General features: G+C 67.1%; 18 protein-coding genes. 10 read left to right on the top strand and 8 right to left on the bottom strand.

Annotated features, from left to right (window positions below):
• Positions 1 to 16: 16 nt before the first annotated feature.
• The 6 genes from J2W68_RS00340 to J2W68_RS00315 all read left to right on the top strand — a co-directional run bounded on the left by J2W68_RS00340 (position 17) and on the right by J2W68_RS00315 (position 5,363).
• Positions 17 to 1,519, top strand: a complete 1,503-nt coding sequence (locus tag J2W68_RS00340) for an MFS transporter (RefSeq protein WP_310231481.1) — start codon at positions 17 to 19, stop codon at positions 1,517 to 1,519.
• Positions 1,516 to 2,568, top strand: a complete 1,053-nt coding sequence (locus J2W68_RS00335) for a glycoside hydrolase family 43 protein (protein ID WP_310231478.1) — start codon at positions 1,516 to 1,518, stop codon at positions 2,566 to 2,568. Before J2W68_RS00340 ends, J2W68_RS00335 begins: the two co-directional genes overlap by 4 nt.
• Positions 2,558 to 3,391 carry an aldose epimerase gene (locus J2W68_RS00330; RefSeq protein ID WP_310152550.1) on the top strand — a complete coding sequence of 278 codons (834 nt, stop codon included), beginning with the start codon at positions 2,558 to 2,560 and terminating at the stop codon, positions 3,389 to 3,391. The genes J2W68_RS00335 and J2W68_RS00330 overlap by 11 nt, the downstream gene beginning before the upstream one ends.
• Positions 3,392 to 3,609: 218 nt before the next feature.
• Positions 3,610 to 4,029, top strand: a complete 420-nt coding sequence (locus J2W68_RS00325; protein ID WP_310152552.1) for a nucleotide triphosphate diphosphatase NUDT15 — start codon at positions 3,610 to 3,612, stop codon at positions 4,027 to 4,029.
• Positions 4,030 to 4,111: 82 nt separating this feature from the next.
• Complete coding sequence (locus tag J2W68_RS00320) at positions 4,112 to 4,513, top strand: hypothetical protein (protein ID WP_310152555.1); 402 nt, start codon at positions 4,112 to 4,114, stop codon at positions 4,511 to 4,513.
• A 43-nt stretch (positions 4,514 to 4,556) separates the two neighbouring features.
• On the top strand, positions 4,557 to 5,363 hold the full coding sequence (locus J2W68_RS00315; protein ID WP_310231476.1) for a VOC family protein: 807 nt from the start codon (positions 4,557 to 4,559) through the stop codon (positions 5,361 to 5,363).
• A gap of 534 nt (positions 5,364 to 5,897) precedes the next feature.
• Here the strand turns inward: J2W68_RS00315 and J2W68_RS00310 are convergent.
• The 4 genes from J2W68_RS00310 to J2W68_RS00295 are packed head-to-tail and all read right to left on the bottom strand — an operon-like array spanning position 5,898 to position 11,142.
• Positions 5,898 to 6,176: a hypothetical protein gene (locus J2W68_RS00310; protein WP_310231472.1), complete on the bottom strand. Its 279-nt coding sequence runs from the start codon at positions 6,174 to 6,176 to the stop codon at positions 5,898 to 5,900.
• Positions 6,166 to 8,520: an FdhF/YdeP family oxidoreductase gene (locus tag J2W68_RS00305; RefSeq protein WP_310231468.1), complete on the bottom strand. Its 2,355-nt coding sequence runs from the start codon at positions 8,518 to 8,520 to the stop codon at positions 6,166 to 6,168. The genes J2W68_RS00310 and J2W68_RS00305 overlap by 11 nt, the downstream gene beginning before the upstream one ends.
• On the bottom strand, positions 8,517 to 9,404 hold the full coding sequence (gene fdhD / locus J2W68_RS00300) for a formate dehydrogenase accessory sulfurtransferase FdhD (protein WP_310231466.1): 888 nt from the start codon (positions 9,402 to 9,404) through the stop codon (positions 8,517 to 8,519). Before fdhD ends, J2W68_RS00305 begins: the two co-directional genes overlap by 4 nt.
• Positions 9,405 to 9,456: 52 nt before the next feature.
• Positions 9,457 to 11,142, bottom strand: a complete 1,686-nt coding sequence (locus J2W68_RS00295) for an OFA family MFS transporter (RefSeq protein ID WP_310152567.1) — start codon at positions 11,140 to 11,142, stop codon at positions 9,457 to 9,459.
• A 206-nt stretch (positions 11,143 to 11,348) separates the two neighbouring features.
• Here J2W68_RS00295 and J2W68_RS00290 point away from each other — a divergent pair, with 206 nt between their 5' ends.
• The 4 genes from J2W68_RS00290 (at position 11,349) to J2W68_RS00275 (ending at position 13,884) form a co-directional block, all read left to right on the top strand.
• Positions 11,349 to 12,425 (top strand): substrate-binding domain-containing protein, encoded by a 1,077-nt coding sequence (locus J2W68_RS00290; RefSeq protein WP_310231463.1) that lies wholly within the window; start codon positions 11,349 to 11,351, stop codon positions 12,423 to 12,425.
• Positions 12,426 to 12,722: 297 nt separating this feature from the next.
• Positions 12,723 to 13,127, top strand: a complete 405-nt coding sequence (gene crcB, locus J2W68_RS00285; RefSeq protein WP_310152571.1) for a fluoride efflux transporter CrcB — start codon at positions 12,723 to 12,725, stop codon at positions 13,125 to 13,127.
• Positions 13,124 to 13,534: a CrcB family protein gene (locus tag J2W68_RS00280; RefSeq protein WP_310152574.1), complete on the top strand. Its 411-nt coding sequence runs from the start codon at positions 13,124 to 13,126 to the stop codon at positions 13,532 to 13,534. The genes crcB and J2W68_RS00280 overlap by 4 nt, the downstream gene beginning before the upstream one ends.
• Positions 13,534 to 13,884 (top strand): DUF190 domain-containing protein, encoded by a 351-nt coding sequence (locus J2W68_RS00275; protein WP_310152578.1) that lies wholly within the window; start codon positions 13,534 to 13,536, stop codon positions 13,882 to 13,884. The genes J2W68_RS00280 and J2W68_RS00275 overlap by 1 nt, the downstream gene beginning before the upstream one ends.
• Positions 13,885 to 14,091: 207 nt before the next feature.
• On the opposite strand, the gene J2W68_RS00270 is transcribed toward J2W68_RS00275, so the two are convergent.
• From J2W68_RS00270 to J2W68_RS00255, 4 genes are all read right to left on the bottom strand, one after another.
• Complete coding sequence (locus J2W68_RS00270; protein ID WP_310231462.1) at positions 14,092 to 15,759, bottom strand: alpha/beta hydrolase; 1,668 nt, start codon at positions 15,757 to 15,759, stop codon at positions 14,092 to 14,094.
• Positions 15,760 to 16,177: 418 nt separating this feature from the next.
• Positions 16,178 to 17,989, bottom strand: coding sequence for a DUF885 domain-containing protein (locus tag J2W68_RS00265; RefSeq protein ID WP_310231459.1), 1,812 nt, complete (start codon positions 17,987 to 17,989; stop codon positions 16,178 to 16,180).
• Between the two features lie 141 nt (positions 17,990 to 18,130).
• Complete coding sequence (locus tag J2W68_RS00260) at positions 18,131 to 19,312, bottom strand: GDSL-type esterase/lipase family protein (RefSeq protein ID WP_310231457.1); 1,182 nt, start codon at positions 19,310 to 19,312, stop codon at positions 18,131 to 18,133.
• Positions 19,313 to 19,331: 19 nt separating this feature from the next.
• Positions 19,332 to 20,087 carry an SDR family NAD(P)-dependent oxidoreductase gene (locus tag J2W68_RS00255; RefSeq protein WP_310231454.1) on the bottom strand — a complete coding sequence of 252 codons (756 nt, stop codon included), beginning with the start codon at positions 20,085 to 20,087 and terminating at the stop codon, positions 19,332 to 19,334.
• Positions 20,088 to 20,113: the final 26 nt, after the last annotated feature.

Below are 20,113 nucleotides of genomic sequence, written 5' to 3'. Positions count from 1 at the left end.
CGGATCCCCCTCCGCAATGAATCCCGTGCTTCCGCCCAGCGTGTCCGAGGTGCTGTCCGTCCGCGAGAAGGTCGGCTACAGCCTTGGCGATCTCGCCGCCAACCTGATTTTCCAGACGCTGGTCACGTATCTGGCGTTCTTCTATACCGATGTCTACGAGCTGCCGGCGGCAACGGCTGCGACGATCATCTTCGTCGTCGGCCTGCTCGGCGCGTTCGTGTTCACGCCGATCATCGGCCTGCTGGCGGACCGCACCCGCACGCGCTGGGGCAAGTTCCGGCCGTGGATCCTGTGGACCGCCGTCCCGTTCGGCGTGCTGTCGCTGCTGGCCTTCAGCACGCCGGACCTCGGCGAGCGCGGCAAGGTGGTCTATGCGCTGGTGACCTACACCCTGCTGGTGCTGGTCTACGGCGCCAACAACCTGCCGTATTCGGCGCTCAGCGGGGTGCTGACCGGCAACATGGACCAGCGCAACAGCCTGTCGTCGTACCGCTTCGTCGCGGTGATGGTGGCGCAGTTCGTTATCCAGGTGCTGCTGCTGCCGATGGTGCTGATCCTCGGTGACGGCGACCGCGTGCGCGGCTTCGAACAGGTCATGACGATCTTCGCCATCGTCGGCACGGTGTTCTTCCTGATCACGTTCCTGACCACCCGCGAGCGCATCGTGCCGACGGCCGCGCAGTCGTCCGGCGTGCGCCAGGACCTGACCGATCTCGTCCACAACCGGCCCTGGTTGATCATGCTGACGCTGACCGTGCTGGTGTTCGTCACCCTGGCGCTCAAGGGCGGCATGACGATCTACTACTTCCAGTACTACCTCGACGCGACCGCGCTGGCGGCGTTCCTGCAGGGCACCGGCTTCAACAGCTTCATCGGCGGGCTCAACGCGACACTGACCGGCGTGGGCCTGGCCGGTTTCCAGTGGCCGGAAGACGCACCGACGTCGGCCTTCAGCCTGTTCAATGCCGGCGGCATCGTCTTCATGATCCTCGGCATCGGCCTGTCGCGGCCGCTGGCCGAACGCTTCGGCAAACGCGACGTGTTCGGCGGCGCGCTGTTCGTGTCGACGCTGTTCGTGCTGGCGTTCTACGTCTACCCGCCCGACGCGATCTGGCTGGTGTTCGGGTCGCAGATCCTGCACGGCTTCTTCTACGGCATCACCATCCCGCTGCTGTGGGCGATGATCGCCGACGTCGCCGACTATTCCGAATGGCAGAACAACCGGCGCGCGACGGCAATCATCTTCTCGGCGATGATCTGCGGCCTGAAAGTCGGGCTCAGCATCGGCGGCGCGCTGGTCGCGGCGATCCTCGCGCGCTACGGCTACGAGACCGGCGGCGGCGCGCAATCGGCGCCGGTCGTCGATGGCATCCGCCTCGCGATCAGCCTGTACTGCGCGACGCCGTTCCTGCTCGCGGTCGGTCTGCTGTTCTTCTACCGGATCGACCGGACCATGGAGTCGCGCCTGGAGCGCGAGCTCGCCGAGCGCCGTCTGCGCGCAGGGGTGGAGGCCGTATGAGCGCGCATTCCACGCCACCGCCCCCTGCGTCCGCGCCCGGAGACGAGGCGCTTTCGGCCGAACTCGAGCTGCTGGCCGCTCGCGCGATCTCGCCACCGCTGGTGACCCACCTCTACACCGCCGATCCCTCGGCGCACGTGTTCGAAGGCCGCGTCTACGTCTACCCCTCGCACGACATCGATGCCGGCAAGCCGTTCGATGACGAGGGCGGGCACTTCGGCATGGAGGATTACCACGTGCTGCGCATGGACGCGCCCGACAGCGAGGCCGTCGACTGCGGCGTCGCCCTGCACGTGCGCGACGTGCCCTGGGCGGTGCGCCAGATGTGGGCACCGGACGCCGCGTGTCGCGATGGTCGCTACTACTTCTATTTCCCGGCCAAGGACGCCGACGACATTTTCCGGATCGGTGTGGCGGTCGGTGAGCGGCCGGAAGGCCCGTTCACCGCGCAGCCCGAGGCGATGGCCGGGACCTATTCGATCGACCCGGCGGTCTACGACGACGGCGACGCGCATTACCTCTACTTCGGTGGCATCTGGGGTGGCCAGCTGCAGAAGTACCGCGACAACGTCCGCGACGCCACGCACGAAGAACCCGTTGGCGGCGCGCCCGCGCTGGGCGCGCGGGTGGCCCGGCTGCGCGCGGACATGCTCGAACTCGACGAGCCGACGCGCGAGGTGCTGATCCTCGACGAACACGGAGCGCCGCTGCGCGCCGACGACGACACGCGACGTTTCTTCGAAGGGCCGTGGGTGCACCGGCATGCAGGCAAGTACTACTTCTCCTATTCGACCGGCAACACGCACCTGCTGTGTTACGCCGTGGGCGACAGCCCCTACGGGCCGTTCACCTACCAAGGCGTGATCCTCAAACCGGTGGTCGGCTGGACGACGCATCATTCCATCGTCGAGTTCGATAGCCGCTGGTGGCTGTACTACCACGATGCCTTGCACTCGGGCGGCGTGACCCATCTGCGCACGGTCAAGGTCACCGAACTGCATCACGACGAGACGGGGCGGATCCGCACGATCGATCCCTATGGCGGCTGAGCCTGACGCCGCGCTGGCGCCACTCGCAGCCGGGCGGTTGCTGCGCATCGCCTGCGGCACGCTGTCGGTCATCGTCGCGCCTGCGGCGGGCGGGCGTATCGCCCAGATCATCCATGACGGCGTGCCGCAGCTGGTCGGTCCCGAGGACGGGCATCCGGGCACGATCGCGTGGGGCTGCTACCCGATGGTGCCGTGGGCCGGGCGGGTGCGGGACGGCAGCTTCCGGTTCGACGGGCGCGACCATACATTGACGCCCAATCTCGGCGCGCACGCGATCCACGGCGTCGGCTTCGCGCTGCCATGGACGGTCGAACTACATACCGCCGATTGCATCGTGCTGGCGCTGCGGCTGCCGTGCGATGCGCGCTGGCCGTTCGGCGGGGCGGTGCGTCAGACGATCCGGCTCACGCCGCGACGCCTGCGTCTGACGCTGCGCCTGGATGCGGGACAGGATGCAATGCCCGCGGTCATCGGCTGGCATCCCTGGTTCCGCAAGCCGGACCGTGTGGCGTTCGCGCCGGCGCAGGTGTACCCGCGCGATGCCGAGGGTCTCGCGACGCTGCCGCTGGGGCCGATTCCGACACCACCGTGGGACGACTGTTTCGTCGGTGCCACAGGCGCGGTGCTGCATCGTGAAGGCCACCGTCTGCAGCTGAGCTCGGACTGCAGCCACTGGGTTGTCTACGACGCGCCCGCGCACGCGACCTGCATCGAGCCCCAGAGCGGCCCGCCCGATGGGTTCAATCTGGAGCCGTTTCGGCTTGAGGCAGGCGCGCGCCTGTCGCGGTGGTTCGAGATGGCGTGGGGCGCACGTCACGCGTGATCGCCCGGCGGCAGGTGCGTCGAGACGGGTCAAATGCCCACGCTATAACCGTCCTTAGTGCGGAGTGCTTCGCCGGAACGGGCCGCATCGGGTCCGTGCCCGATAGCCGCGCATGATTTCTGGAGCGGCCCATCGCGATAGATGCGCGAAGCCGGCAGTGGCGAGGGCCGTATCCTGTATCGATTCCACTTCAGCGCGTTGCAGGACAAGGCGACCAGATGACCGGAGACACACAGGCGATACGCGTCGGCGTCGGCGTGATCATCGTCCGCGATGGCAACGTGCTGCTCGGCGAACGTGCCGGCTCGCATGGCGCGGGCACCTGGGCCTTGCCGGGTGGGCATCTGGAGTTCGGCGAAACGGTCGCCGATTGCGCGCGGCGCGAAGTGCTGGAGGAAACCGGTCTCGCGATACACGACATCGTATCCGCGCCGTACACCAGCGACGTCTTCGTGGCCGAGGGCCGTCACTACGTCACCCTGTTCGTCACTGCCGGGGCGACCGGTGACCCGGTGGCGCTCGAACCTGACAAGTGTCTGGGCTGGCACTGGTTCCAATGGGCCGATCTGCCGCGGCCCCTGTTCGCGCCCCTGCAGACGCTTTACGACTCGGGCTTCGTGCCCGCAGGCGTCGCCTGAGAGGGTTCGCTGCGGGCATCGGATTCCGCAGGCACGCAACACTCGGCAGGCGATACCGGCTGGACGGCGAAGGAGCGCACAGATGGGAATCACGCAGGAACGCAAGACGAATGTGGCGCGGATTCTTTGGCGTGGCTCCGCACAGCTCGTGCTGCTGGTCGTCTGCGCACAAGCCGGTGCCACGCACACCATGTGTGATTTCGAAGCCAGGGGCGGCGGTCGGGAATACGGTTTCGAGTTCATCGGGGGCGATTCCATCGCGATGATCCAGGTCAACGCGCCACGTGGTGCGCGGCTGGGTGCCTACGAGATCACCACGCTCGACCAGCGCACGCAGCGGATACGGATGATCCACACGGCATCTGCGTCGGCCGACACCTTGCCGTCGTTTGTGCTTGAGGGCACCGGCGAACATGTGTGGCTCCGTTCTGCAGACCATGCGATCAAGGGCGTGTTGCGGTGTCAGCTTGCATACGTCGGATGATTCCACTGCGCGGTGTTCTGCCGGCGCTCCCGGGTTTCGAGCGATGCGCGACGACGCCGGCATCAACGGCACGCCTTCATCAGCGATTGCGCTGTCGTATGCGTGCAGGCGGCTGAAGCGTGCCTACCTGCTGCATGCGTTCTGGTTCATGACCATGTGCGGGTTCGCCTGGCTGCACCGTGACGGGCCCGGTCTGAAAATCGCGGTCCTGCTGGCGCTGCTGACCGTGCCGCCGGTGCTGGTCTGTGCCTCGCGGGTTCACCGTCTGTGCCGAGCGATCGATCCGCGTGCGGGCACGATCGGCCTGGCGCCGATGCTGGTCATGACGGTCGTGTTCACCCCGTTCGAGTCCGGTCTGATCGTGCCGGCGAAGAACTGGTGGGTGGCGCGGCGCCTGCTGCGCAGATTCGCCGCAGCACACGAAGCGTTCGCCGCGTCCGGCCCGGCGCAATGCGGCATGATCCTCGGACCACGACCGGAGCCCATGTCCATGCCCGCCCACGCAAAACTCGACTACGTTGAATTCCCCGCCCGCGACCTGGACGCGACAAAGCGCTTCTTCGCGCAGGCGTTCGACTGGACCTTCGAGGACTACGGGCCTGATTACGTCGCGTTCGCGAACCAGGGGCTCGACGGCGGCTTTTACCGCGCGGACCTGCAGGCGCGCAGCGAAGCGGGCAGTGCGCTGCTGGTGTTCTACAGCGCACGCATCGAAGAGACGCTGGCGAAGGTCGAAGCGGCGGGTGGCACGATCCTCAAGCCGGTGTTTGAGTTTCCAGGCGGCCGTCGTTTCCATTTCGCCGAGCCCAGCGGCAACGAGTTCGCGGTGTGGTCGGATCCGGCGGATTGATCGAAGCCTCCACCCGATCGAACGCACGCAAGTGCATATCCGCTTGCGCAGATCAAGTGGACGTTTTCATCGGGGATGCGCGCGTGGTGATTTTTTGACCGCATCGAAACAGGCCGCTTCCGATGCGGCCTCGCGGCGCTTATCCACACCTTTGTCATCAGAGCATCCACACCCGGTGTGGACAACCGGCGCCGGGTGATTCGATGACCGCGCGTCAAGCACGTTCGCTCGCGGAAGATGTGCAGCTCGCAACGCCTTGATTCGGCGGCGAGGGCCGTCAATCTCGATGCGCGCTGTGCGACGTCGGGCGCTCAGTGCACGCATGCACGTTGCGCTGCGCGGATCAAGAGTGACGTGGTGTGCGCAAGACGCCGGTGGTGAAAGATTGATCAGTCGTTTCCGGGCCGCCGGCGGAGCGGGTTCGCGAGGCTTATCCACATCTTTGTCAGCAGACCGTCCACACCCGGTGTGGACAACGCTTCGGAAACCCAACAGTTCGACGCGGTCAAGCGCAAGCAGACACCGTACCCGGCATCAGTGCGCCGGGCTGTCGTCCGGATCCACCAGCGACATCGCGACAGCGCGTCCGCTGTCGGTGAGGTGTGCGAGTGTTCGCGCGCCGTCTTCGACCGTGCGCACCCAGCCTGGTCCCTGCGCATCGCCGATGCGTTCATCACCCAGGTAGGCGAGCGTGCGCAGCAGCACGCTCATGCGCACGCCGAGCCGCTTGCACAGCCGTGGCAGCGACATGCCGTCGGGCGCTGCCGCCAATTCGGTGAGCAGCGCCTGCAGCAGGGCTTCGTCAGCGGACAACGGCGGCGGGGATGTCGCGCTGGCGCGGCATGTGCGCGCCGACGTCGGTGACGTGCGGGGTGACGATGACCGGCACCGACTTGGACGTCGGCGTGCGCGATTCGTCGGCGAAGCTCGACAGCGGTACCAGTGGATTGGTCTCCGGGTAGTAGGCCGCCAGACACCCGCGCGGGATGTTGTACTCGACCAGCAGAAAGCGCGGCGCCTGCCGGCGCACGCCGTCCTCGCAGATGCTTTCCAGATCCACCCAGTCGCCCGCTTTCATGCCCAGCGCGGCGATGTCGTCGGCATGCGCGAACAGCACGCGGCGCTCGCCGAACACGCCGCGATAGCGGTCGTCGAGGCCGTAGATCGTGGTGTTGTACTGATCGTGCGAGCGCGTGGTCGCCAGCGTGAACACCGGCTGCGTGCCGTGCATGCGGCGTGCGCGGTGGATCGGATTGTCGGTGGGCACCGGACAGGCGAAGAACACCGCCTTGCCGGCGGGGTTCGCCCATTTGCGATCGCGCGCGGTGTTGGAAAGACGGAAGCCGCCGGGCACGCGCACGCGGGTATTGAAGTCGTGGAAGTCTTCGAACGTCATCGCGATCATGTCGCGGATGCGGTCGTAATCCTCGATTGCGCCCAGCCAGTCGATCTTCGACCGTGCGCCGAGCGTGGCGTGTGCGAGACGCGCGACGATCGCCGGTTCCGACAGCAGCGTGTCGGACGCCGGCGGATTGATGCCCGACGACAGGTGCACCATGCTCATCGAATCCTCGACGGTCACGCCCTGCGGGCCACCGGTCTGGATGTCGATTTCGGTGCGGCCCAGGCACGGCAGGATCAGCGCGTCCTTGCCGTGGATCAGGTGGCTGCGGTTGAGCTTGGTGGTCACGTGCGCGGTCAGTGCGCAGTTGCGCAGGCCGCGTGCGGTCGCGTCGGAATCGGGCGTGGCGATGGCGAAGTTGCCGCCCATGCCGAAGAACACCTGGCCGCGGCCGTCGAGCATCGCCTCGATCGCGCCGACCGTATCGAAGCCTTCCTCGCGTGGCGGCTCGAAGCCGAACACGTCGCGGATGCGATCGAGGAATGCGACCGGCGGCTTCTCGTAGATCATCATCGTGCGGTCGCCCTGCACGTTACTGTGGCCGCGCACGGGGCACACGCCGGCGCCCGTGCGGCCCAGGTTGCCGCGCAGCAGCAGCAGGTTCGTCAACACGTTGATCGTTGCGACCGAATGCTTGTGCTGGGTGATGCCCATGCCCCAGCACAGGATCACGCGCTCGCAGGACAGATACAGCTCGCCGGCGCGGCGGATCTGCGCTTCGTCGAGTCCGGATTCCTCGATGATCACGTCCCACGGCTCGGCCAGCACGTCGGCGACGAACGCGTCGAAACCGGTCGTGTGTTCGGTGATGAACGCCTGGTCGAGCAACGTCGCGCCGCCGTTGCCGGTGACCTCGATGTCGCGCTCGAGTACGTGCTTGATCATGCCCTTCACCGCGGCGAGATCGCCGCCGATCTTGAGCTGGAAGTAGTCCGAGGAGATCTGCGTCGAGCCGTAGGTCGCCATCTCCAGCTTGTCCTGCGGATCGGCGAAGCGCTCCAGACCGCGCTCGCGCAGCGGATTGAACGAGACGATCTTCGCGCCGCGCTTCGCCGCCTCGCGCAGCTCACCCAACATGCGCGGATGGTTGGTGCCCGGGTTCTGGCCGAAAATGAAAATGCCGTCGGCCAGTTCAAAATCGTGCAGCGAGACCGTGCCCTTGCCGACACCGATCTGCTTCTTCAGCGCGGTGCCGGACGACTCGTGGCACATGTTCGAGCAGTCGGGGAAATTGTTGGTGCCGTATTCGCGCACGAACAACTGGTAGAGGAACGCGGCTTCGTTCGAGGTGCGGCCCGAGGTATAGAAGATCGCGTTGTCGGGCGAGGGCAGGGCATTCAAGTGCTGCGCGACCAGCCCGAGCGCCTCGTCCCAGCTCACCGGCACGTAGTGATCGGTGGCCGCGTCGTAGCGCATCGGCGTGGTTAGGCGGCCCTGCTGTTCCAGCCAGTAGTCGCTGTATTCGGCCAGCTGCGTGACGGTGTACTTGGCGAACAGCTCGGGACCGGCACGGAATTTCGTTGCTTCCGCCGCCACGGCCTTGGCGCCGTTTTCGCAGAACTCGAAGGTGGAGGTGTGGTCGCGGTCGGGCCAGGCGCAGCCGGGGCAGTCGAAGCCGTCGGGCTGGTTGGCGCGCAGGAGGGTCTTGGCGCCGCTGACCGCGATCTTCTGTTCGCTCAGGTGCCTGGCCACGCTCTTGAGCGCGCCCCAGCCACCGGCGGGACCGTCGTACTTGCGGATCGTGTCGTTGCTCATGGTGCGGAATTCCTGCCTGGGCGCGCGGCAGCCGGCGATGTCGCCGACGGGGGGAGCAGCCGCTGCGCGTGGGTGTACACGGCATGCCCGTCGTCGCGGGCGAAACCGATCAGGGTGAGATGGGCGCGCTCGGCCAGTGAGATCGCCAGCGCGGTCGGCGCAGAAATCGCCGCCATCAATGCGATGCCGACGCTGGCCGCCTTCATCGCCATTTCATAGCTGGCGCGGCTGGTGACGACGAGGAAACCGGTGGCGGGATCGAAGTCAGTGGCGTGCAGCGCGCCGATGAGTTTGTCGAGCGCGTTGTGGCGGCCGACATCCTCGCGTGCGAGTTGCAGCGTGCCATCGAGCGACGCCCAGCCTGCCGCGTGCGTGGCGCCAGTGAGGGCAGCGATCGATTGCGCATCGCGCAGTGCGCGCAATGCAAGTGACAGTGATTCGGGTGACACGCGGACATCGGTCGTGACCGGAGCCGGATAACGCAACGCGGCTTCCAGCAGTTCGCTGCCGCAGACGCCGCAGCCACTGCGGCCGCTCATGCTGCGGCGACGCAATGCCAATGCGTCCGCGCGCGCCTCGGGAATCCGCAGGCGGATTTCGATGCCTTCGATGAAATGCTCGACGCCTTCGATCGCCACATCGCCGGGTGCATCGACGATGCCTTCGCTGATCGCGAAACCCCGCGCAAAATCCTCGAGATCCGCAGGCGTGGCCATCATCACCGCGAACGGTACGTCGTTGTAGACGAAGGCCACCGGCACTTCCTCGGCGACGTGGTCGTCGATCTGGCGCACTGCGCCGTCGCGCCAGCGTTCGACCGGACGGCGCACGGCGCCGGCAGTCGTCGGGTCGGCATGGAGATCGCTGTCGTGGGAACGTGTCATGTCAGGAGGGTACCGACGACTGCGTGAGCGGCCGCCGGTCCTGCGTCATGCCTCAGGTAAACAACACCAGGGCTTTTTCCAGCGTTTTCCAGATGCCGAATGCGAGCGGAATGCCGACCGCGGCCCAGCAGAACGCCACCAGTGCCGGGTTGCCACCTGCGCCGATGCGGTCCATCTCGTCCTGCGACACCAGCGACTTGCCCGACGCGTCGACCTTCTCGTGCGCCAGTTGCTTCTCGTGGGCGAGTTCCTCGGGCGACATGAAGTATTTGGCGTTCACCGGACGCACCAGCAGGTTGCAGATCAGGCCCAGGACCAGCATGCCGGCGAGGATGTACATCGTGGTGTTGTAGACCTGCGACGGCGGCATGCCCAGGCCCAGCTGGTACTCGCGCATGTAGCCGATGACGAACGGACCGAGGATGCCGGCCGTCGCCCAGGCGGTCAGCAGGCGGCCGTGGATCGCGCCGACGTGCTGGGTGCCGAACAGATCGGCCAGATACGCCGGCACGGTGGCGAAACCGCCGCCGTACATCGACAGGATCACGCAGAACGCCGCGACGAACAGCGCGATCGAACCCGCATTGCCGAGCGTCGGCGCAGCGGCGTAGAGCGCGATGCCGAGCACGAAGAAGATCGAATAGGTGACCTTGCGGCCGAACTTGTCCGACATCGAGGCCCAGAAGAAGCGGCCGATGATGTTGGCCAGGCTCAGCATGCCGACGAAGCCCGCGGCGATCGCGGCAATGGCCGACAGCTGCTCGGTGCTCAGTTCGCCGAAGCCCACATCGATGCCGATCAGGCGGCCGCCGAACATCTCCTGCAGCATCGGCGAGGCCAGACCCAGCACGCCGATACCGGCCGACACGTTGAGGCACAGCACCGCCCACACCAGCCAGAACTGCGGAATGCCCCAGACGCGCTTCACGTGCACGTGGCCCTGGGTGATCATCGCGTTGTCCTTCGCCGGCGGCGGTGTCCAGCCCTTGGGCTTCCAGCCGGTCGGCGGTACGCGGTAGCCGAACGCGCCGGCCATCATGAAGACGAAGTAGGCCGCGGCCATCACCAGGAAGGTTTCCTTCACGCCGACCGAGGTCGGGGTGGCGAAGTGGCGCATCAGCATGTCGGCCAGCGGGCTGCCGATCAGTGCGCCGCCGCCGAAACCCATGATCGCCATGCCGGTCGCCATGCCGCGGCGGTCCGGGAACCACTTGATCAGCGTCGACACCGGCGAGATGTAGCCCAGGCCCAGACCGATGCCGCCGATCACGCCCGAGCCCAGCCACAGCATCCAGATCTGGTGTAGGTGGACGCCGAGCGCGGAGATCAGCAGGCCGCCGCACCAGCACAGCGCCGCGACGAAGCCGGCCTTGCGCGGGCCGACGCGTTCCAGCCAGCCGCCCCAGATCGCCGCCGAGCAGCCCAGCAACACGAAGAACAGCGTGTACATCCACTGCAGCTCGCTGATGTTCCAGTCGCAGCTGGCCGAGGTGATGCGGGCGAAGAAGCCCATGTCGGGGCCGCAGGCGATCGCGGCATCGATGCCGACTGCCTTCGACAGCGGCAGCCAGAACACGCTGAAGCCGTAGGCCATGCCAATGCACAGATGGATCGCCAGGGCGGCCGGCGGCACCAGCCAGCGGTTGAAACCTGGCTTGGCGATGATGCGTTCTTTCGACAGCAGGCTGCCTTCGCGGGCGCTGCTGGCGGGATGTGTCGTTGCGGAACTGGTGGCCATGAATCCTCCCCGGGTCGATGTGCCGATATCTGACTTCTGTCGCCCACGTATGCTCTTGAATACATATTGGCTGCGACAAATCGCCGCAACCGTACTCCCGTGTTGCTTGTGCTACCAGTTCCAATGGTCGAATATCCGGCTTTCCAGAACATATTGAACCTGCGGCCCGTGCGCGCTGCGCTGCAGCAGGTTCGGAGGAAGCGCCGATGTACAAGGTCCGCATCCAGCCGCGCTGGGAACTGGAGAACAGCGCCGGCGCAACGCTGCCCTCGCACCTGGTCGAGCTGTTGATCGCAGTCCGCGCCACCGGCTCGCTGGCTGCGGCGGCGCGCAAGGTCGGCCTCTCCTATCGCTATGCGTGGGGGCAACTGCAGGATGCGCGCGAGGTCTTTGGCCAGCCGCTGCTGCGCATGACCCGCGGCCGTGGCGCGCGTTTGACGGCGATTGGCGAACGGCTGGTCTGGGCCGATAGCCGTATCGCCGCGCGCCTGTCGCCGATGCTCGACAGCCTCGCGACCGAGCTCGAAGCCGAGCTCGAGCGCACCGTCAGTGCGCACGCCACGCCATTGCGCATCCATGCCTCGCACGGGTTCGGCGTGGAAACGCTGCGCCGCACGATGGCCGAGGCCGGCCTCGCGCTAGATCTCAAGTACCGCAGTCCCGACGACGCGCTGGTTGCGCTGCGCAGCGGTGCCTGCGACGTCGCCGGCCTGCACCTGCCGATCGGGGAACTGGAACCGGTACTGTTCGCGCACTACCGCGACCGTCTCGATCTCGACGCCGACCGTGTGATCCATCTGGCGATGCGTCGGCAGGGCCTGGTGCTTGCGCCCGGCAATCCGCGCGCCATCCACACGCTGCAGGACCTCGAGCGCCCGGACATCCGCATGATCCACCGCCAGCCCGGCTCGGGCACGCGGCTGCTGCTCGAGTCGATGCTCGCGCGCCACGGCATTGCTTTCGAACGCATTCGCGCCTGCGATGTCGAAGAGCTCACCCACGCGGCCGTGTCGGCCTATGTCGCCAGCGGCCTGGCGGATGTCGGCTTCGCGCTGGAACCGCCGGCGCGCAAGTACGGACTGGATTTCTTCCCGCTGATCACCGAGCACTATTTTTTCCTGTGCCACAGCGACATGCTCGACGCCGGCCGGCTGGTCGACCTGCTGACGCTGCTGCGCAGCGATCGCTTCCGGCGCGAACTCGGGCTGCTGCCGGGCTACGACCCGAGCTACTGCGGAAACGTGCAGACGCTGGGCGAAGCGTTCGCGTCGGCGCGCATCTAGTGGCAGTGAGATGCGGTCGGGGCGGATCGACACGGCACAGCGGGCGCGATAGTTGAGGACAGGCATGCGATGGATTCGCGTGCGGCAGGCGCGCACGCATGGCCCGATGCGTGTATCCCGGCGATTTCAGTCTGACCCAGGCGCCTGCGCCGGGCGCGCGTATCACGCCTGTTCTCGACCAGGGCATGCCGGCTTGCCGCGCAATCAGACGTCTTGCCACCCGTTGGCATCGCACGTAGTGTGCGGCGGCGCTGTCCGTCCGGGCGGCGCGCGGACGATCCGTCCACAGGAGACGCCATGCACTGGGCGCTGCAGCTCATGGGAGTCGCGATCGGGGGCGCCCTCGGCGGCGCGGCGCGGTTCTGGCTGTCGGGCCTGGTTGCGCGCCGGATCGGCGAGACCTTTCCCTGGGGCACGCTCGTGGTCAACCTGAGCGGCGCATTCGCGATCGGCGTGCTGGCCGCGCTGCTGACCGACCGCCCCGGACATGCCGTGCTCCATGCATCGCTGTGGACCGGGCTGGTGATCGGCGTGCTCGGCAGCTACACCACCGTGTCTTCGTTCTCGCTGCAGACGCTGGCGCTGTTGCGCGACGGCGAGTACGCACGCGCCGTGGGCAATGTCGCCGCGTCGCTGATCGGATGCCTGGCCGCGGTGTCGGCAGGGTATCTGCTGATGCTGCAGGTCTGGGGCCGGGGATGAGTGCCGGGCGTGTCTATGCCGCGGTGATGCTCGGCAGCGCGCTGGGCGCGGTCGCGCGCTTTGGCTGTTCGGTGGCGGCACTCGAACTTCTGGGGCCGGGCTTTCCCTGGGGCAGCTTGGCGGTCAACGTGGTCGGTTCGTTTCTCATCGGCCTGTTTGCCGCAGTAACCGAACCCGGCGGCCGGATCTTCGCCACGCCCGCGCAGCGTCAGTTCCTGCTGGCAGGGTTCTGCGGCGGCTTCACGACTTTTTCGGTCTTCAGTCTGGAAACGCTCTACCTTGTCGAGGCGGGCGCGTTGGCATTGGCCGGCCTCAATCTGGCCGTCTCGATCAGCGCGTGGCTGCTGGCGGTGTGGGGCGGCCATGCGGTCGGCGCGCGACTCAACCGTCTCCAGGAGACCTTGTGATGAGACAGACCACCCCGGGCACATCGCTACGGATGTTCGTCGGCGAAGCCGAGACCTTCGATGGCAAGCCGTTGTACGAGGCCGTCGTGCTCAAGGCGCGCGAACTCGGCATCGCGGGCGCCACGGTGCTGCGCGGCGCATTGGGGTATGGCCACACCAGCCACCTGCATACCGGCAAGATCCTGCGCCTGTCAGACGATCTGCCAGTGATCGTCGAACTGGTGGACACGCCCGAAGCGATCGAGCGCTTCCTCGACCAGATCGAGCCGATGCTCGACCGCTGCGCGGTCACGCTAACGCCGGTCCAGCGACTTCATCGCGAAGTGCCGGCGTCGCGTCCCGGTGATTGACGCGCGGACGCGCATCGCGCGCGCCTGACAGAATCGCAGAGGCTGCCGTGCAGTGAGGGGTATCGCCGCGATCACCGCGCTGCGCGGCTTCGAATCGGGCTGATGCAACGTCTTCCGACATGGGCGCGAGCCGCGTCCGCGGATCGGACGAGCTTGCATGTGGATTTCCCGTTGCGCGCGTGTCCCGTGGAAGCCGCAAGCGCGCCGCTACAGCCCCTCTGCCGCCAGCCTGGCCTTCAACGCCGCCACCGTCGGCGCATCCCATCCATCCGAGGCCGTCGTCGCGAGCCACGCATCGACGTAGTCCTCGGCTGCGAACACATGCCCGTAGCCAGTCGGCGTCGATGTCGCGACCGCCATGTCCATGCCCAGTTGCAGAAACGTCACCACAGGGAACCAGCGCAGCGAATCGGACACATCGTCTGCGCGGGGCCCGGACAGCCACACCGGCCGGCGCAACGCCGAGCCGGGTTCGAAGAACGTGATCGGGTCGCTGGGATATTGCAGATAGACGATGCGCGGGCCGCTCCAGGCGGCATTGCCGGCCGGCGCGCCGTCCTGGGTCATGAAGCGCACGACCGAGCCGTCGCCGTAACGTGGCCGCCATGCGGGCGTGCCGGGGTCGCGCGCCTGCGTTGCATGCCGCCAGGTGCGGCTGGGGAACGGTGGGCCGGCCCACAGCGCGCCGTCGAAGGGCTCGCCCAGGATGTCGAACAGATCGACCGACAGATCCGAGTTGAGCGCGCCCAGGCTCAGCCCGTGCAGATACAGGCGCGGGCGCCGGTCGCGCGGCAGCGTGCGCCAATGGCCGTGCACGGCGGCAAACAAGGCGCGCGCCGAATCCGCGCCGTAGGTCGGGTCGACCATCAGCGCCAGCCAGCTGGCGAGATACGAGTACTGCATCGAGACCGTGGCCACATCGCCGCGCTGCAGGTACTCCATCGCCATCTGGCTCGCGGGGTCGAGCCAGCCGGTGCCGGTGGGCGTGTTGATCACCAGCGTCGAGCGCTCGAACGCGCCGACGCGGATCATTTCCGCCAGCGCGAGATCGGCGCGCGCGCGGATGTCGGCGGCCGAGTTGAGGCCGACATACACACGCAGCGGCTCCTGCGCGGGCAGGCCGGTCAGCGATTCAATCTCGGTCTGCGTGGGGCCCGCGGCCACCGCGGCACGCCCCATGCGGCCGAGCCCGGACCAGCCGATCAGCGACGCCTCGCTGCCGGTCTTCAACGGGTCCAGTGGCGGCTCGAGCGTCGTGTCGACCACCGCATCGAGCTGCCGGTACGACGAATCCAGCGCCCGCAGGCCGGCCTCGAACACCACGCCGTTGCCGATCGACCAGAACACCACGCCGGCAACTGCGACGCTGACGATCAGCGACACGCGTCGCGGCAGGTGGTGGCCGAGGCGCCGCGACAGGAAATGCACGACGCCCCGAAACAGCCGACCGAGCACCAGCAGCACCAGTGCGACGCCGCTCGCCACGAGACCGACGAACACCGGACGCGCACTCGCCACCGCGTCCATGCCCATGCGCGCGCGGATGTCGTTCTGCCAGCCGGACGCCTGCGCCAGGAACACGATCACCATCGCCGCGCAGACGACGACGGCGAGCGCGGTCGCCACGCGCCCGATCGCCAGATCACGCAGTCGCGGCAATCCCAGGAAAATCCACAGCCAGCGTCCGAGCACGCCGATGCCATAGCCGGCGGCGAATGCGATGCCCGACAGCACGCCCTGCAGTAGCGCATCGCGCGGAATCAGGCTGGGCGTGAGCGATGCGGCGAAGCAGATAGTGCCGAGCCACAGGCCCATGCTGCACAGCGGATCGAGCATGCGTGCGGCGGCGTGGCGGAGCGAGGCGCGTGTAGGCATGGTGCGATGATATCGCGGGTGCGCCTTCTGCTTTGACGACGAGCAAGTCATCAAGAAATTGCGTTTCGGAACACCCGAAACTCGATCCGCTGTCTGTCAGCACGCCTCCAGACGCCGTCATCCCAGCGGCTCTCAACAGACGTATGTCTGGTCATGCTGGAGAGCTTCACAACAGCGCGTAGCGCTGGTCATCCATTTTGATCTTGCTGTCGTGCAGAGAAATCAAAATGGCCCCAGCGTCCGCTGGGGCGACGATCCTAGGGTTCGTTGGGTCGACGCTAGATTGCGTTGATTGCGGCGCCGCAGATGCGGATTGCATCGATCGTCCGCATCACCGCGTTCCAGACGCAAAGTCACCAGGCCCCGGCGTGCGCCGGGGCGACGTTACGTGGCAATCAACGGATCGAAAGCCAACCGCTTACTCGATCGTCTCGTCCAGCATCAGCTGACGCGCGAAGCGCACCGGCGGGGCGCCCTGGGCGAGCATGGCGTCGTGATACTGCTTGAGGTTGAACGCCTCGCCGGCCTTGGCTTCGGCCGCCTTGCGTGCGTCGAAGTGTTCCTGCGCGCCGACGAAGTAGGTGGCGAGCTGTGTGGACGACAGCTGCGCGCGGATCCACTTGCCTTCGGCTTCGCTGGTCTGCTGGAAGGTTTGGCGGACCATCAGATCCATCGCCTGTTCCTTGGTCCAGTTGTCGACGTGCACGCCCTGGTCGAGGATCGCGTTGGCGACGGCGCGCGCATAGAACTTCAGCTGCATCAGGCGGAACAGCGGATCGTTGTCGGCATAGCCGGCGTCGGCCATCATCCGCTCGGTGTAGACCGCCCAGCCTTCTGCGAACGGGCCTGAGCGGAACACCGCGCGCAGCGTCGAGGGGTGATTCACCGAATGCGCGCCTTCGAGGTAATGACCGGGCATCGCCTCGTGGATCGTCAGCACGTGGATCATGTGCTTGTTGTATTCGCGCAGGAACGAATCGACCTGGCCGTCGTCCCAGTCGTCGGGGATCGGCGAGATCGCGTAGTAGGTGTCCAGGCCCTTGTCGAGCGGGCCGGGCGAGTCGCAATAGGCAACCGCGACGCCGCGCTGGAATTCCGGCATCAGGATGATCTTGACCGGGTCGTCGGGCACCGTGACCAGGTCGTGCTGGCGGGTGAACTCTGTCGCCACATCCAGCGTGTGCTTGGCGAAATCGACGACTTCATCGCGGCCCGGCTTGTCGGCGTAGGCGACTTCCATCGCCGCTTCGATCGCCGCCTGGCGCTGGTCCTCGCTCGGCTGCGCAGGGGTTTCCGGTGCACCTTCGCGATCCTTCAGCACGGCCTGGGCGACGACATACATTTCGTCGCGGATGCGCACGAGTTCGGCTTCCGCGCGCTGGCGGATGTCCTGGCGGCTGAGCGAGGAATTGAGCGCGAACTTGAGCTTCTGGTCGTAGATGTCGGCGCCGACGCGGAACTCGCCCTTGGCGTTCGGCACGAGGGTGCCGTCGAGCCAGGCCTGGTGTTCGTCGACCGCGGCGCGCAGGGTTTCCACCGCGGCGTCGAGACGCGTGCGGTCCTCGCCCTGCAACTGGTCGGCGTTGGGCGTGATGAAGGTGTCGATCAGCGACAGCACGCCCTTGTTCTGCGCGGCGACGGTGCGCGCATGTGTTGCAGGCACGCGCGCCGGGTCGAGGTTCTCGCGCGCCTGGGCGAGGATTGTCGGGATCTTCTCCATGCGCGCGGTCGCCGACTTCAGGCGCTCGGGCATCGGCGCGAACTCGCGCGCCATCAGGGTGTAGATCGCGCCGCCGGCCAGGCCGCTGTACATCTGCGGATCCCAGGCCCAGCTCTGCAGTGTTTCGGTGTCCCAGATGCCGTATTCGAGCGTGTTCTTCAGGATCAGCGCATCGACATGGTTGTCGCGCGAGAGCTGGGCGAAATCGATCGCGTCGAGCTCGGTCAGGTAACGGCGGTTGAAGTCGAGCCCCGCCTGGCGGCCGGCTTCGGACACGTCATCGACTTCGCTGTCGAAACGGTGGTCCCCGATCTGCGTGGCCGAGATCGGCGACATTCGCATCGACTCGTCGAGGAAGCGCTTCGACAGTTCGGCGAATGCGGCGTCGGCTTGCGACGGCGCAGTGGCGGTCGCGCCGTCCTGCGTAGTGGCGGGCGTGGTCGGCGCCTCGCGGTTGCAGCCGGCGAGAGCGGCGGTGAGCACGGCGACAGCGAGCAGGGAACGGCGCATTCGAACGATTCCGGCAGTAGGACAGCGGGGCAGCATAGAGGCGCGCCTGCGCGCATGCATGTGCCGATCGTGTCGATACGCCGGCCGATGGCGCACCTGGGCCGGGATGCGCGCGATCCGAACGCACGCGATGCGGGTCGGCTACTGCGCCGGGCACCCCAGCAGCGACAGGTCGATGCCGTCGGCCATGCGCCGGTAGCCTGCGTCGTTGGGATGGAGATGATCGCGCGTGATCTCGTCGGGCAAGTATTCCGGGTTGTCCGGGTCACGCAGGATGTGGTCGAAGTCGATCAGTGCATCGAAACCGCTGCGGCCGCTGCGCATCCAGGTGTTGAGCGTGGTGCGCGTCGCGGCCGAGATCGGCTCGTAGCGATCCGAGCCGCCGAACGGTGTGATCGTTGCGGCGATCGCGCCGATGCCGCTGGCATGCAGGCGTTCGGCGATCTGGCGATAGCCCAGCATCATGTCCTCGGCGTTGCGGCCGGCCAACGGTGGGGTGCCGCCGTCGTGGCGGATGTCGTTGATGCCTTCGAACAGGATCACGCGGTCCACGTTCGGCAGCGCGATCACGTCGCGGTCCAGGCGCGCCAGTGCGCTGTGGCTGCGGCCGTGATCCATGACCTTGTTGCCGCTGATGCCCGCGTTGACCAGCACCACCTGGTCGGGGCAGGCCTGTTGCAGGCGGGTGGCCAGCAGTGCCGGCCAGTCGCCGTTGCTGCCGCGTGTGGCGGTGGCGCCTTCGGTGATCGAGTCGCCGAGCGCGACCACCACGACCGGCGTGTCGCTGCGTTCTGCGAGCACCACCGAGACCACGTTCTGGCGGTATGCCAGCGGCGCATCGTCGCCGACCTGGGGTTGCTGGCCGTCGGCGATGCGTAGCGCGGTGCGGCGCACGGCGGGCTTTGTGGCATCCGGGAAATACACGGTGAGCGAGACATCCGCCAGCGCGGGTACCGTCATCTCCACCGGGTCGCTGAGCAGGGCGGCGCCGACCGGCACCACCACGGCGCTGCGACCGTCGAAGGTCACCGGTTTTGCCGGTGTGGCGGCGCCGGTGAGATGGGCGGATGCACCGCCGATTTTCAGCGGCGCCTCGCCCAGTTCATTGCTGATGCGGAAACGCAGCGCCGTGGCCGAACTGGCCAGACGCATGTCCTGGCGGACCGTCTGGTGTGCGAACTGTACCGGCGCCTCCGCCGTGCCTTCCCGGCGGTCCGGTGCCGGCGATGCGGTCCATGCCGGCACCCAGACCTGGGCGTGGACGGGCAGCGCTGCGGCGCTGGTGGCAAATGCGATCGAGAAAGCAGTGATCCAACGCCGCATGGCAGCCCTCCCGGGGCGGTTAGGAGAAGTAGGTGCCGCCGTTGACATCGAGGTTGGCACCGGTGATGAAACCGGCCGCGTCCGATGCCAGAAAGACCGCGGCATCGGCGGCTTCTTCCGGACGCCCCTGGCGCCGCAACGGCGTGTTGCCGGCGACGGCGGTGCGCACTTCCGGCTTGGTGAATTCGTCATGGAAGCGGGTGGCGATCATGCCGCAGCACAATGCGTTGACGCGGATGCCGCGCGGGCCCAGCTCCTTGGCCATGGCGCGGGAAAACGTCATCACCGCGGCCTTGGCAGTGGCGTAGATCGCTGCGCCCGGGCCACCGCCATCGCGGCCGGCTTGCGAGGCGAAGTTCACGATCGCCCCGCCTTCGGGCATGTGCGGCACCACTGCGTGGGTGGTCAGGTAGACCGAGCTCATGTTGAGGTCCATCACCTTGTGGAAGAACGCTTCGTCGATCTCGGCCAGCGGACGGCGCTGGACCATGCCGCCGGCGACGTTGACCAGCACGTCGATGCGCTCGCCGAACGCGGCCTGGGTGGCGGCCACCATGCCGGCAACGGCCTGGGCATCGGTGACGTCGGCGCGATGGACGATGGCGGTGCCGCCCGCGGCCTGGACCCGCTCGAGCGTGTCCTGCGCGCTGGCCTCGTCGTTGGCGTAGTTGATGCAGACCTTCGCGCCGGCTGCAGCCAGCTTGAGCGAGATGTCACGGCCGATGTCACGGCCGCCGCCGGTGACGATCGCCACCTTGTCCTTGAATTGGGTCATTGAAAGCTCCAGTGAAGCGTGGGGGA

The organism is Luteimonas terrae (assembly GCF_031457535.1).
GTDB classification, from domain to species: domain Bacteria; phylum Pseudomonadota; class Gammaproteobacteria; order Xanthomonadales; family Xanthomonadaceae; genus Luteimonas; species Luteimonas terrae_A.
This window is presented reverse-complemented; position numbering and strand designations above follow the sequence as displayed.